11 protein-coding genes are annotated in these 13,842 nt (G+C 33.7%); 7 read left to right on the top strand and 4 right to left on the bottom strand.

Annotated features, from left to right (window positions below; translation table 11 throughout):
• Nucleotides 1-18 precede the first annotated feature (18 nt).
• The 5 genes from ACHZDT_RS14825 (at nt 19) to ACHZDT_RS14805 (ending at nt 7,225) form a co-directional block, all read left to right on the top strand.
• Nucleotides 19-1,254: a TolC family protein gene (locus tag ACHZDT_RS14825; protein WP_394775398.1), complete on the top strand. Its 1,236-nt coding sequence runs from the start codon at nt 19-21 to the stop codon at nt 1,252-1,254.
• On the top strand, nt 1,247-2,173 hold the full coding sequence (locus ACHZDT_RS14820; protein WP_394775397.1) for an efflux RND transporter periplasmic adaptor subunit: 927 nt from the start codon (nt 1,247-1,249) through the stop codon (nt 2,171-2,173). The genes ACHZDT_RS14825 and ACHZDT_RS14820 overlap by 8 nt, the downstream gene beginning before the upstream one ends.
• 6 nt (nt 2,174-2,179) lie before the next feature.
• On the top strand, nt 2,180-5,227 hold the full coding sequence (locus tag ACHZDT_RS14815; RefSeq protein ID WP_394775396.1) for an efflux RND transporter permease subunit: 3,048 nt from the start codon (nt 2,180-2,182) through the stop codon (nt 5,225-5,227).
• A gap of 184 nt (nt 5,228-5,411) precedes the next feature.
• Nucleotides 5,412-6,092, top strand: coding sequence for a phosphatase PAP2 family protein (locus tag ACHZDT_RS14810; RefSeq protein WP_394775455.1), 681 nt, complete (start codon nt 5,412-5,414; stop codon nt 6,090-6,092).
• Between the two features lie 143 nt (nt 6,093-6,235).
• Nucleotides 6,236-7,225, top strand: coding sequence for a glycosyltransferase family 9 protein (locus ACHZDT_RS14805; RefSeq protein WP_394775395.1), 990 nt, complete (start codon nt 6,236-6,238; stop codon nt 7,223-7,225).
• Nucleotides 7,226-7,368: 143 nt separating this feature from the next.
• Here ACHZDT_RS14805 and ACHZDT_RS14800 read toward each other — a convergent pair whose 3' ends face one another.
• The 4 genes from ACHZDT_RS14800 to ACHZDT_RS14785 all read right to left on the bottom strand — a co-directional run bounded on the left by ACHZDT_RS14800 (nt 7,369) and on the right by ACHZDT_RS14785 (nt 12,229).
• Complete coding sequence (locus ACHZDT_RS14800) at nt 7,369-9,780, bottom strand: TonB-dependent receptor domain-containing protein (protein ID WP_394775394.1); 2,412 nt, start codon at nt 9,778-9,780, stop codon at nt 7,369-7,371.
• A gap of 10 nt (nt 9,781-9,790) precedes the next feature.
• Entirely contained in the window at nt 9,791-10,219 is a 429-nt protein-coding gene (locus tag ACHZDT_RS14795) for a PepSY-like domain-containing protein (RefSeq protein WP_394775393.1), read from the bottom strand.
• A 74-nt stretch (nt 10,220-10,293) separates the two neighbouring features.
• Nucleotides 10,294-11,559 (bottom strand): sensor histidine kinase, encoded by a 1,266-nt coding sequence (locus ACHZDT_RS14790; RefSeq protein WP_394775392.1) that lies wholly within the window; start codon nt 11,557-11,559, stop codon nt 10,294-10,296.
• The gene (locus tag ACHZDT_RS14785; protein WP_394775391.1) at nt 11,552-12,229 is read right to left on the bottom strand and encodes a response regulator transcription factor; all 678 of its coding nucleotides are present in this window, start codon (nt 12,227-12,229) and stop codon (nt 11,552-11,554) included. Before ACHZDT_RS14785 ends, ACHZDT_RS14790 begins: the two co-directional genes overlap by 8 nt.
• Before the next feature lie 432 nt (nt 12,230-12,661).
• Here ACHZDT_RS14785 and ACHZDT_RS14780 point away from each other — a divergent pair, with 432 nt between their 5' ends.
• Together ACHZDT_RS14780 and ACHZDT_RS14775 are read left to right on the top strand one after the other, a co-directional pair.
• The gene (locus ACHZDT_RS14780) at nt 12,662-13,489 is read left to right on the top strand and encodes a phosphatase PAP2 family protein (protein ID WP_394775390.1); all 828 of its coding nucleotides are present in this window, start codon (nt 12,662-12,664) and stop codon (nt 13,487-13,489) included.
• The coding region (locus tag ACHZDT_RS14775; protein ID WP_394775389.1) for a phosphoethanolamine transferase domain-containing protein at nt 13,476-13,842 on the top strand (367 nt) is incomplete at its 3' end. The genes ACHZDT_RS14780 and ACHZDT_RS14775, both read left to right, overlap by 14 nt.

The following is a 13,842-nucleotide window of genomic DNA, read 5'->3' as shown; positions in this document are numbered from 1 at the left end:
TTTGAAAATCTTCATAAAATGAAAAAGTATTTTTTTTTCATACTTGTTTTGATTGGTATCCGGTCTTTCTCGCAGGAGAAAGATTTGATTTACTTCATTGAGAAGGCCAGAACAAATTCTCCTTTATTGGCTGATTATCAAAATCAAATTAAGATTTCAACACTTGACAGTCTTCTTAACAGAGCTGCTTATAAAACACAAATAGCAGGAAATTTAAATGCAAATTATGCGCCCGTAATTAACGGATATGGTTATGATACTGCTTTGAGTAACGGGCAAATGGTTTCGGCTTTAGTTGGCGTGAATAAAAGAATATTAGGAAAAAATCAAATCAATTCACAGGCAGATTCTTTTAAACTGATTAAAGACGCGCTGGTTATCAATAAAAAAATTGCAGTTAAGGATTTAGACAAAAGCATTATTGCACAATATATTGCTGCTTTTGGTACTGAAACGCAAATGACGTACAATAACAAAATAACGTCTCTTTTAAAAGAAGAAGAAGTTATTCTGAAAAAACTAGCCAGAAATTCGATCTATAAACAAACAGATTATCTCATTTTTAATGCAACGGTGAAACAGCAGGAATTAACAGCTTTGCAGCTCAAACAGCAATATCAGAATGATTTGGCTTTGTTAAATTACCTGACGGGAGAAACAGATACCACTTTTGTAAAACTAAAAACGCCGGATTTGACCATTAAATCAGATCAGGAACAAAACAGTATTTTCTTCAAACAATTTGAAGTTGACAGCTTAAAGATAAAAAACTCAGATAAACTTATTGATAATGCTTATAAACCGTCATTATCACTTTTGGGAGATGCAGGTTACAATTCTAGTTTTATTTATCAGGGATATAAAAACTTTGGAGTAAGTGTTGGTCTTGGATTAAATATTCCTATTTATGACGGAAACCAAAGAAGCCTTCAGCATCAAAAAAACAGTATGGCTTTGGCTACGATCGACAGTTATAACAAGAATTTTAAAAGACAGTATGACCAACAACTTTTACTGCTGAATCAAAAATTCAATCAAAGTACAGAAACATATAAAGTATTGCAATCACAATTAGCTGTAGCAGAAACATTAATCGAAGCCAATAAAAAATTACTGCTTACCGGAGATGCGCAAATTACCGAATACATTATTGCCTTAAGTAATATTATTTCGATTCAGGATGCCATTTCACAAAACACGGTAAATAAACTGCAGATTATTAATGAAATAAATTACTGGAAAGCAAATGAATAATAAGATATCCACCATAGTAATGCCTTTAATGGCAATTGCACTTATTTTAAATTCCTGCAACAAAACCGCTCCGGCAGAAGCTCCGGCAGAAGTGAGCGTTCCGGTTACAGTAACAAGTATTGATACTACGGCAATTGAGAATTATGTTGACCTGAATGCAACAACAACTTATTTGATTAAAAATACCATTAAAGCCAATACAACGGGGTATTTAGAAATTGTAAATGCGGCATCGAATGATTTTGTGAGAAAGAATCAGCTTCTATTTTCTCTTAAAACGCGTGAAGCAAAAGTGCTGGGAAACACCATTAATAAAATAGATCCGAATCTGCATTTTGGCGGTGCCATAAATCTGAGAGCAACTTGTGATGGTTTTGTAACGGCGGTTAATGTTCAAAAAGGAGATTATGTACAAGAAGGTGATGCTCTGGCGGTTATTAATGACGCGGCGAGTTTTTCGATTGTACTGAGCCTTCCTTATGAATTAAAAAGATATGTAAAACCAAGTGATTTACTGGATGTGTCTTTGCCAGACGGGACGACAATAAAAACAAAGGTAGAAAAATACATGCCTACGGTTGATCCGGCTTCACAAACGCAGAATGTTATTTTAAAATCACTGCAAAACTCAAATATACCAGAGAGTTTAATTGTAAAAGTTAGAATCAATAAAACGGCTGCAAATAAAATGATCAGCCTTCCTAAAGGAGCTGTTTTGAGCGATGAAACACAAACTGATTTCTGGATTATGAAAGTAACAGGCAAAAATATGGCCGTTAAAGTTCCCATTAAAAAGGGAATTGAATCCTTTGATAAAGTAGAGATTTTATCTCCAAAATTAAAACCTGACGATAAAATTCTGCTAACAGGAAATTATGGAGTTGGAGATACGATCAAAATAAAAATAACAAATAAATAAGCCGTTATGCTGCCTTTTTTTGCCCGCCATAAAAACGGATTAAGTACGATTATCTTCCTGATTATTTTAGGAGGTATATTTTCTTATTCTAAAATGCAGACCGGATTATTTCCTGAAATCACATTTCCTAAAATAAAAATCATTGCCGATGCTGGTCAGCAGCCTGTAGATAAAATGATGATTACCGTGACCAAACCCCTTGAAAGCGCTATTAAAAAAGTGCAGGGATTGCAAACTGTAAGAAGTACAACAAGCAGAGGAAGCTGTGAAATTTCGGCTTTTATGGACTGGAAAGCGGATATTGATCTTAGTAAAACAAGAATCGAAGCCCAGATCAATCAAATTAAAAATGATCTTCCGCCGGATCTGCAGGTAACGGTCGAAAAGATGAATCCATCGATACTTCCCGTTATTGGGTATGCCATTAACAGTAAAGAAAGATCTGCTGTTGATTTGAAAAAAATAGCCAATTACACAATAAAACCATTCCTTTCCCAGATTCAGGGAACAAGTGAAATTCGTGTAGTAGGAGGAAAGGAAAAAGAATATTGGCTTTCACTCGATTATCAAAAAATGAGCGCTTACGGTATTACTCCGGCAATGGTAACCCAGGCAATGAGCGAAACCAACTTTATAAAATCAAACGGTTATCTGGCAGATTATCACCATTTATATTTAACTATTACGGATGCTCAGCTTGATAAAAAAGATGAACTGGAGAATCTGGTAATCCGCAATAACAGTAAAGGAATTGTAAGGCTGAGTGATATTTGTCTGGTAGAAATAAGAGAGGCAAAAGAATATATTAAAGTCAATGCAAATGGCAAAGAAAGTATACTCATTGTAGTAATAAAACAGCCGGATGCCAACCTTATCGAAATGTCTGATGCGATGAATCAGAAAATGGAAGATCTTAAGGCAATATTGCCTAAAGACATTACCATAAAACCATTTTATGAGCAGGCAAATTTTGTAAACGATGCCGTAAAAAGCGTAACAGATAGTTTGCTTATCGGATTGTTTTTGGCCATTATCATTGCGGTACTTTTTCTAAAATCGGTAAAAGCAAGTGCAACCATATTAATCACGATTCCTGTTACTTTAAGTTTGACCCTTATTGTATTGTATTTTACAGGACAAACATTCAATATTATGACTCTTGGTGCTATTGCGGCTGCCTTGGGATTAATTATAGACGATGCGATTGTGGTGGTGGAACAAATTCATCGTACGCATGAAGAAAATCCGGATGAACCTGTAAAAACCTTGTTGCAAAAGGCTGTTAATTATTTGTTTCCTGCAATGCTGGGTTCTTCGATAAGTACCATTGTAATTTTTATTCCGTTTGTTTTGATGAGTGGTGTAGCGGGTTCTTACTTTAAAGTTTTGACAGATACGATGATCATTACTTTAGTTTGTTCTTTTTTGGTAACATGGCTGCTGCTTCCGGTAATTTATCTGATGCTTTCCAAAAACGAAAAATCTTCTAAGAAAAAACAGTACGAAGCACACGATGTAAAAGAGCAAAAATGGGTTTCTTTTTTTATTAAAAAACCTATTTTGAGCATAGGATTTTGTATCGTTTTGGTGTTGTCTATTTTTCTTATTCTGCCTAATCTTGAAACTGGTTTTCTTCCTGAAATGGATGAAGGAAGTATTGTTTTGGATTATGAATCGCCACCGGGAACTTCTCTTGAAGAAACAGATCGAATGTTGCGCGAAGTAGAGAAAATAATCATTAAAAACCCTGATGTAGAAGCTTACAGCCGAAGAACAGGAACTCAAATGGGCTTTTTTATTACCGAACCCAATACAGGAGATTATTTAATTCAATTAAAAAAAGACCGTACCAAAACTACAAATGATGTTATTGACGATATAAGAGCCAAAGTCGAAAACAGCCAGCCTGCTTTAAGAATTGATTTTGGACAGGTTATAGGGGATATGCTGGGCGATTTGATGAGTTCAGTTTCTCCTATTGAAGTAAAAATTTACGGAAACGATCAAAAGAAACTCAATGAAATCGCACAACATATAAGTAAACTTGTGGAGAATACCGCAGGAACGGCGGATGTTTTTGATGGAATCGTTCTGGCTGGTCCAAGCATTAATATTGAGCCCAATTATACTTTGCTTGCCCAATATGGTATTACGCCTGCTGACTTGCAGTTTCAGATGCAAACTCAGCTGGAAGGCAATATTATTGGAACTTTATTAGAGCAGGAGCAAAGCACGGCAATTCGTCTTATCTATAAAAATTCAGATAAAAGAAGTCTTGAAGAAATTAAGCAATTGCAGGTATTTCTTCCGGGCGGGCAATCTGTACCGCTTTCAAATCTGGTTAAAATTACACCACAAAAAGGAAGCGCAGAAGTACAGCGTGAAAACCTGCAAATGATGAGCGTTGTAACGGGAAGGCTCGATAATGGAGGTCTTGGAAGTGTGATGACAGCAATTAAGAACAAAATAGATCAGAATATCAAATTGCCCCAAGGTTATTATATTGAATACGGCGGCGCTTATAAAGAACAGCAACAGGCTTTTAGCGAATTATTATTGATTTTGATTGCTTCATCGCTTTTGGTTTTTGGTGTGATTTTATTTTTATTCAGAGATTTCAGAGCCGCTTTGGTTATTCTTTTAATATCTGTATTGGGAATTTCAGGCAGTTATTTATTGCTTTTTGTAACCAATGTTCCGCTGAATGTGGGAAGTTATACCGGAATCATTATGATTGTTGGGATTATTAGCGAAAATGCCATTTTTACTTTTCTGCAGTTTCGCGAAACCTACAAACTGACTTCTGATATTAATCAGTCTTTAATTTATTCGATATCAACACGATTAAGACCCAAATTAATGACAGCTATTGGGGCTATAATTGCCTTACTGCCTCTGGCTATTGGAGTTGGAACTGGTTCAGAATTACATCAGCCATTAGCAATTGCGGTAATTGGAGGATTTATTGTGGCCATGCCTTTATTATTAATTGTGCTGCCGAGTCTTTTGGCAATAGTCTATAAAAACCCTAAACACCATACTTATTTACTATGAGAGAAAACTACTTGTTTGATTGTCAATGTAATATTAATTTCTAATCTCTATTAAAATGCTAAAAGCTTTTTTATTATTCGTTCTGGGTATTTCTGCTGTTCAGGCACAAGAACATGTAGCAGATTCTATTGTAGTAGTTAAAGATACAGTAGTTCAGGCACAAAAACATGTGGCAGATACTCTTATGGTTAAGGATACTGTGCACAATTTAAAGTTTAATTACAAACAGCTAATTATTCCCGGCGTATTGATTGGTTACGGTTTTATTGGTTTGGAAAGTGACTGGCTTAAAGGCTTTAATTCTCAAATTCGTGATGAGGTAAAAGAGGATATTGATAACAAAATCACAATTGATGATTTTTCTCAATATGCGCCCGCAGCCTCCGTATATGCGCTTAATGCGATGGGTATAAAAGGTAAAAACAATCTTAAGGACAGATCGATCATTTTGGCTACTTCTTATCTTATGATGAGTACGACGGTTTTTGCCCTAAAAAAGATTACACATGTGCAAAGGCCGGACGGCACATCTTATAATTCTTTTCCTTCGGGACATACCGCAAATGCTTTTGCCGGTGCCGAATTTCTTTGGCAGGAATACAAAGACAAGTCAATCTGGTACGGAATAAGCGGCTATATCGTAGCGACTGGAACAGGGCTTTTCAGAATGTATAATAACAGACATTGGCTTACTGATGTAGCTGCCGGAGCCGGGATTGGAATATTAAGTACTAAAGCAGCTTATTGGCTTTTTCCTTATGTAAAAAACAGCATTTTCCCTTCAAAAGAAAATAAAGTTACCTCAATGGTGATGCCGTTTTATAACGGAAAACAATTTGGAGGCGGAATGGTAGTACAGTTTTAAGATAATTTAATTATTTGATTTTAGACAATAAACAAAATACCACAAGCTATAACAGTAGCATTTAAAACCTTATTGCAAAAATGAAAATTTCGAAAAACATAAATAGTATAAGAAGAAGTATTATGCGCTTTTTCACCAAAAATATGAGCACCTCTAAAATTTCTTCAAGGAATATTGAAGATCCTGCTCAAATAAAAAAAATACTGATTTGCCGACCAAATGCCAGATTAGGAAATCTTTTGCTCATTACGCCTTTAATTAAAGAAGTCAGCAGCACTTTTCCCAATGCCAGAATTGATCTTTTTGTAAAAGGAGGTTTAATGCCGATAATTTTAAAAAATTATCCGCAGATTGGAGAAATTATTGTGCTTCCAAAAAAGCCTTTTAATCACCTTTTTGCGTATTTAAAAGTATGGTTAAACATTAAGGGCAAAAAATATGATATGGTGCTAAATGTAGATAAAGATTCTTCATCAGGTAGATTAGCTGTAGAAATCTCTAACGCAGCTTATAAATTTTATGGTGATACAATAAATGATGATGAGGTAAAGCAAGACGATTATCATCATATTGCCAAATATCCGGTGTACAATTTCAGGGAATATCTAAAGGCTTTGGGTGTTAACACAAATTCTAATCCAGTTGCTACTATCGATCTTGAATTAAGTAAGGAAGAAATCGCTCATGGCAGAAAAATTCTTAACGGAAAATTTGAAAACCAAAAGCAGACAATTGCCATATTTACTTATGCAACAAGTGATAAATGTTATTCGGAGTTATGGTGGACTGATTTTTATGAGTTGTTAAAAAGAAAATATGAAAGGGATTATAATATTATTGAAATTCTGCCTTTGGAAAATGCTTCTCAAATTCGATTTAAGGCTACCAGTTTTTACAGTAAGGACATTCGTGATATAGGTTCAGTAATAGCTAATACGGCAATTTTTATTGGTGCCGATAGTGGTATTATGCATTTAGCAAAATCGGTTCATGTACCGGTAGTTGGGCTTTTTTCGGTTTCTAATTGTAAAAAATATGAGCCTTACGGTGACGGAAGCATTGGAATTGATACTAATATCAAGGTCAACAAAAATTTATACATACTGGAAATGGACCGTATTTTATTGAATTAATTTCAGAAAAAATCTCTGAATAAGTTTCCTGCTAAGGATTTATTCAGAGATAAATTAAATCTATAATTAATCAGTACCTTCAAAGCTTTGAGCAAGATGCGCACATTTATGATTTACTTTTTATATTTGTCCATTTAAGAGAATTAAAATTTAAAACTATAGCCAAATCGGACTACTTGTGTTTCATAATAATCTTTACTTATATAACTAAAATCTTGTCCTTTTATGTTTTTTTCCAGGACTAATGTGTTGAAAATATCTGTAGCATTTAGAAAAACTTCTCCTTTTCCTTTTTGAACTGTCTTTTTTAATCCTAAATCAACAGAAAACCTTGAAGATACTTTTCCCTGCGGAATAATATCCGGAGCGAGATAAATAACTGATACCTGAGCTTTTAGAGTTTTATCAAATTGTAAAGTATTGTTCCATTTTGCATTTCCGGAAATCATTTCCTGACTTTTACCATAATAAGTGGTTGGTACAGGATATAAGTTGGTAACTGTAAAAGCATCTATGGTATTTTTATACAGATTTCCGTTGATATTGAAAGAATACCACGAAGTAACTTCTTTAGAATAAGTAGCTTCAACTCCAAATGAACTGCTTTCATCTGCATTTTGAAATACATTATAAATTAATGTACTTCCGGGAACAGTTGTCGCAATTCGTGTTATAGTTCCGTTGATTACTCTGTAATAAAGAGAAGAAGTAAAATATCCTTTTTCAAGATTCTTTTTATAGCCAATTTCAAAAGCGCTGGTAAATTGAGGTCGAAGTGCCGGATTTCCTACTTTTATAATCTCAGCATCATCATATTTAGGAAAAATACGAATGTCAACTTCGCTTGGCCTGTCGACTCTGCGGTTATAAAAAGCGGTGATTTTATCTTTCTCATTTATTTTATACCCAAAACGAACGCTCGGAAAAGGTTCTGTATAATGATAACCATTACTTTTATAAGTAGGATGATATGGGTTTACATCATATTGTAATTTTACATATTCATAACGAAGTCCAAGTTCTGCCTCAATTTTATTGGTTTCGTAGATATAATTAGAATAGAGAGCCGGAATGATTTCTTTATAATTTGCCCATCCGCCGGCATTGGCATCAATTGGAGAATTCTGCCCCGGATAAAATTGCATATTGGTCGGGATTTCTCTGTGTCTGAATTTAAAACCGGTTTCAAAACGACCATATTTCAATGGCTGAACATAATCAAGATTAATATCAATCACTTTTTCATCAGAAAGTAATTTAAAAGAATCTTGTCCTGTAAATGTTGGTAAAATATTGGTAAAGAAATATTTTTCGTCTTCTCTGTGATAGGTATAATTAATTCCGGCATTTAATTTATGTCCAGCTTCCTTAAACTTATGTTCGTACGAAGCGCTTGCCATAACAGTTGTTTTAAGCTCATCTTCAAGAAAACGCCAAAGACGTAAACGCTCTGAATAATCCTGATTAAAAAAGGGTTCATCTCCGTTATCAATAATTTTTTCACTTCCAAAAAGTCCTGAAAAAGCAAATGTATTATGTTCGTTATAATTCCAGTCTATACCGGATTTAAGTGTTGTAAAATGAGTATCGCGGTTTCGTACCGTTTGTTGGTTGATGATAGTTCCATCATCATAAGTACGCGTTACAAATTCATTTTTATTAAGCGTTTCCGTATATAAATAATCTGCCTGAACGTAAGCATTTATTTTATTTTTGCGATAATTTAAGGAAAACGAAGGATTCATTTTTGGAGTCATCTGATATTGCGGACGTATGCTAGGTAAATTTGCTTTGCGTTCCCATAATGCCCCATATCCGGAACTAATGCCTACTTTTCCGTTTAATCCTTCCTGTTTGTTTTTCTTGTAAATAATATTGATGATTCCTGCGTTTCCATTGGCATCAAATTTTGCAGAAGGATTATTGATAATTTCGATTTTTTCGATTGCCGAAGCCGGAATATTATCCAAACCGGATTGATTTCCAAAGCCTGTTAAAGCAGTCTGTTTTCCATCAATTAAAACCATTACTTTATCATTTCCTCTTAACTGTACTTTTCCGTCATTAATGGTAACGCCCGGAAGACTTTGCATAGATTGCAAAACAGAACCGCCGCTTTGGGTAATATTATCGGCTACGGAAAATACTTTTTTATCCATTTTCGCACTTATCTCAGCAGTTTTTGAAGTGACTACAACTTCAGATAAGGCGTTAATATCTTCTTCAAGATCAATGGTATTCAAGTCCAGAAAGTCTGATAGCGTACCTACAAATACTTTTTGCAGTTTGAGTTTGTAGCCTGTGGCAGTAATTTCCAATAAATAGTTTCCGGAAGGAACGGCTGCCAAATTAAAACGGCCGTCTTCAGCTGTAACAGTTCCAAAAAGAAATTTTTGGTCCCTGGCTGATTTTAAAACTATGTTTATATAAGGCAGAGGAGCCTTAGAAGTTTTGTCTTTAATTAATCCTGATAGTGTTGCGGAGTTGTTTTGTGCTGTTACGTTAAAAATTTTCATTACAAGGAATGACAGCACCAAAATTATTTTTAATTTCATTTTTATGGTTTTAGTCTGCTATGCTTTTTATATATGTACCTTCTTTGTCAAAAATCAGGTCAATAGAGGTTACCTGAGCTTCAAATGAAACAACGTCATGAGCGTCGATTATTTTTGCAGCTTCTTTGATCTTTGTGTTTTTGTAATTTTGTCTGATGTAAGCCAGGGCTTTGGCCGGAAGTTCTTTTACGCTGATTTCTTCTTCGGTTTCTATGATGTTACCACTAGAATCTACAAGCACGGAGCGATCTGTTTTACCAATGGTAAAACTGGCTTCATAATTTTCTTTTTCCTTTTCCCACTTCACATTGGTCTGGTTAGGATAGGATATTAAAAAGGTTGATTTTACAATGTTAGGAATGTCTTTTTCACGTACACTCTGCGCTATGGCAAAGGAAGAAAAAAGCAGGACTAAACATGTCAGGATTGAATTTTTCATAAGTACTATTTTTTTTAATGGATAAAAAATCTAATACAAATTTTAAATACGAATCTGTAGGAAGTTTGAATTTTTTAGAATTTGACGCTGAAGCTATGTAAATTATTATGGAAAGTATAGCTTATTTTCCAATGATTAAGTTCCGTTATTTTTTTGATGATTGCCAGACCAAGACCATTTCCCGGAGATGAAGGATTAGCTTTTGAAAATCGATTAAAGAGTTTTTCAATTTTTAAAGGAGTATTTTGACCGCTGTTTAAAAATATCAATTCATTCTCAAGGATTGTAATAATAATTTTGCCGTTTTTTTCATTGTGACGAATCGCATTTAAAAACAAATTATTGATAAGTACCTCGGTAAGCGCCGTATTTCCTGTTACACTTAAAGTGGAAGTAAATTCGGTGATAATCGTCAGGTTCTTAGCATCTGCCTGTTCGGTAAAAAAGTCCAAATGTTTTTTAATGTATTCATTAAGGACAATCGTATTTTTTTCAAGGAAACTCTCGTTGTCAATTTTAGAGAGCAGCAGCAGGTTTTTATTAAGCCTGTTTAACCTTGATACATCCATATTTAAAGATGCAACCAGAGAAGATTGTTCTTCATTTAAATGAAGCTGACTAAGAGTATCAATTTTATTTTGGAACAAAGCTAAAGGAGTTTGAAGCTCATGGGCCGCATTTTCAACAAACTCTCTTTGGCTTTTATAGATGGCTGTATTTTTTTCGATAAGCCTTTCAAGACTTTTATTTAGGCGGTCAAATTCGTCGATATCAGTAGTAATGAAATGGGGCGGTTTATTTTTATCGATTTCAAAATCCTGAATCTGATTCAGCGTATTATAAAAAGGACTCCAGATTTTAGCGGCAGTGGCTTTTGAGATCCAGATAATTCCAATCAAAAGTACAATGATGATAAATAAAAACATGGCAGCAATACTAAAAACCATTCCTTCCATTTCTAATAGATTTATTCTCTCTGTATAGGTATATCTTTTTCCATTTATAGTAACAGGAGCATACAGTACGCGGAAAGGTTCTTTTTCTTTTGCAATAGAATCATACAGCATTTTGCCAACAATCGAATCACGGCTAACACCCATATCAGGCACAATCATTACTTCATGATTGTATTTGTTCCATAAGTCAATATCAGTTTGTGTAAAATCCTGATGGCTTTCCTTTACAAAAGCGCCTTTATGAAAATGCAGCACTTCATCAGTTTCATAAATATAAAGCTGCTGGCTAATGAAATAAAATAATGGTGCCGCTATCAATAAAATGACGATAGCATAAGCTAGAAAGCTGTTTGTAGTTTTGTTAAGCAGTTTTTTATTATTCATTTTCCCATTTATATCCCAGGCCGTATACTGTTTTGATATAATCGCCGCTTCCTGCCTGATGAAGTTTCTTTTTTAAATTTTTGATGTGCGCATAGATAAAGTCATGATTGTCAAGCATATCAGCCATATCTCCGGAGAGATGTTCTGCAATGGCTGATTTGGACAGGACTTTATTTTCATTACCAATTAAAAACAGAAGAAGATCCAGTTCTTTTTTTGTCAGGTCTAATTTTGTATTATTTACTGCTACTGATTTGGAGAATATGTCAATTACAATTTCATTGAAAGTAATGCTATTGCTTCCTTTAAAATTCTTTCGTCTGATGAGCGCCTGCATTCGAACCAGAAGCTCCGATAAATGAAAAGGCTTGGTTAAATAATCATCTGCGCCAAGATTAAATCCTTCCAAACGTGTTTCGAGTGTTTCTTTGGCAGAAACCACAATAACCCCATCAGTTTTGTTTTTTCTTTTAAGCTCCTTTAGTATATCAAACCCGTCTCCATCAGGGAGCATTAAGTCCAGAAGTATGCAATCATAGTCATAAGAATCAATTTTGCTTAGCGCCAAATCATAGTTTTCAGCGGTTTCGCACTGGATTCCATTAGTTCTAAAATAATTTTTGATGCTTTGAGCAATTTCAAGCTCATCTTCTATAATTAAAATTTTCATGCGGCAAGTTTATGAATGAATTTTGAAGAAAAGTTGAATCTTAGATGATTTACATTTATTTCTAACAAATCTAAAGTAATGATTTAAAGTTATATAATTCTTAAAAATAACAGATTAATCTTATCTCTAATGAGGTGGAAATTAAGTAAATGTTAAGTCAATATTATTCGCTGTTTAAATTTTTACTCGAATTTAAGCTTTGCTTAAAAAAATATGCTACACCAATATAAATTCTAAATTTATTCAGAATTCATCAATTGCTTTACCTGTTTTTAAAAAGTAAAACATGGACACCAGGAAACGATTAGTTGAGCTTGCAGATGGCAAATTTGATGTATTATTAACGATTTTCCCAAAAAGATGGATTGGTTCATAGGCAGATCAATTGTTTGAGAACCAATTTGAAATTTAAAAACATCAATAAAGAAAATAATGAATACACGTGTTATTAATAATTACTCAAAGCTTAAACCGTTTCTGTTTTTTTTACCTCTGTTTCTCTTAATTGTCCTTGTTTTATTTTTGTATAGTAAAGGTGCCTTATGCACTGACGGATATATTCAAATTCAGAAGACTAGTTTCTTTTTTATCAATTATCATTTGGGTCAATATCCAAATCTTGAATATAATCTTACCCAATTAGGAGATGCGCTAATCTTTTTATCTTTTTTAAGTATTTTGATTCTCTATGCCCCTAAAATTTGGGAAGCTTTATTATCATCTCTACTGGTTTCGATACTGCTTTCTTGTCCGCTAAAAAGTGTATTTGCAGTACCAAGACCCGACGCAGTGTTTAATAATGATAATGTCATTATCGTCGGGAAAGCATTGTGCGGGCATAATAGTTTGCCATCGGGACACTCCATAACCGTTTTTACAATACTTACCGTTTTATTGTTTGCCCTTATGCCCAGAGGATTAAAATTTAAAATTTTATGGATCTTTTTAATCGTTATTATAGGATTGATTGTTGCCTTTACAAGAGTAGGTATAGGAGCACATTATCCGCTTGATGTTATTATAGGAGCTATTATTGGGTATATTTCAGGGCTTTCAGGTATTTTTATCAGCCGAAAATACAAAATCTGGAATTGGATTAATAATAAAAAATATTATCCCATTTTTATTTTATTGTTTGTGATTTGCGGTATTTCATTAATCAACAGAATAATTCATGAAAACTTAATAATTTTTTATTTTGCATTCACTAGTTTAGCTGTATCACTTTATAAAATCATCACTGTTTATGTTAAAAAATAACTTAAGAATAACTCACTTTGCTTTACTGATGAGTTTTTTGAACTTTTTATTCTTTCATTTACCATTTTACACATATGTCTTTAATAATGTTGATTATAAAAGTTTCAACGGTATAATTTTGGTTGCCAGTTTGGTAATTCTAATGTTGGTTTTAAATGCTTTTGTTTTTTTTCTGATATTTTCTCTCTCACGTTATTTTGGGAAATTTTTATTGGTCTTATTCTTTATGATCAATGCAATTGCAGTTTACTTTATCAACACCTATAGTGTAATAATAGATGAAAGTATGATTGGTAATGTATTGAATACCAATTATGAAGAATCCAGTAGTTTTTTTTCCATAAAGTTAATAG

Origin of the sequence: Flavobacterium sp. (assembly GCF_043722275.1) — a bacterium.
Lineage (GTDB): Bacteria > Bacteroidota > Bacteroidia > Flavobacteriales > Flavobacteriaceae > Flavobacterium.
This window is presented reverse-complemented; position numbering and strand designations above follow the sequence as displayed.

Coding starts and splice junctions, on each gene's coding strand:
- ACHZDT_RS14780 (WP_394775390.1), top strand. CDS start 12,662: ATGAATACACGTGTTATTAATAATTACTCAAAGCTTAAACCGTTTCTG.
- ACHZDT_RS14785 (WP_394775391.1), bottom strand. CDS start 12,229: ATGAAAATTTTAATTATAGAAGATGAGCTTGAAATTGCTCAAAGCATC.
- ACHZDT_RS14800 (WP_394775394.1), bottom strand. CDS start 9,780: ATGAAATTAAAAATAATTTTGGTGCTGTCATTCCTTGTAATGAAAATT.
- ACHZDT_RS14805 (WP_394775395.1), top strand. CDS start 6,236: ATGAGCACCTCTAAAATTTCTTCAAGGAATATTGAAGATCCTGCTCAA.
- ACHZDT_RS14810 (WP_394775455.1), top strand. CDS start 5,412: ATGGTTAAGGATACTGTGCACAATTTAAAGTTTAATTACAAACAGCTA.
- ACHZDT_RS14820 (WP_394775397.1), top strand. CDS start 1,247: ATGAATAATAAGATATCCACCATAGTAATGCCTTTAATGGCAATTGCA.
- ACHZDT_RS14815 (WP_394775396.1), top strand. CDS start 2,180: ATGCTGCCTTTTTTTGCCCGCCATAAAAACGGATTAAGTACGATTATC.
- ACHZDT_RS14790 (WP_394775392.1), bottom strand. CDS start 11,559: ATGAATAATAAAAAACTGCTTAACAAAACTACAAACAGCTTTCTAGCT.
- ACHZDT_RS14795 (WP_394775393.1), bottom strand. CDS start 10,219: ATGAAAAATTCAATCCTGACATGTTTAGTCCTGCTTTTTTCTTCCTTT.
- ACHZDT_RS14825 (WP_394775398.1), top strand. CDS start 19: ATGAAAAAGTATTTTTTTTTCATACTTGTTTTGATTGGTATCCGGTCT.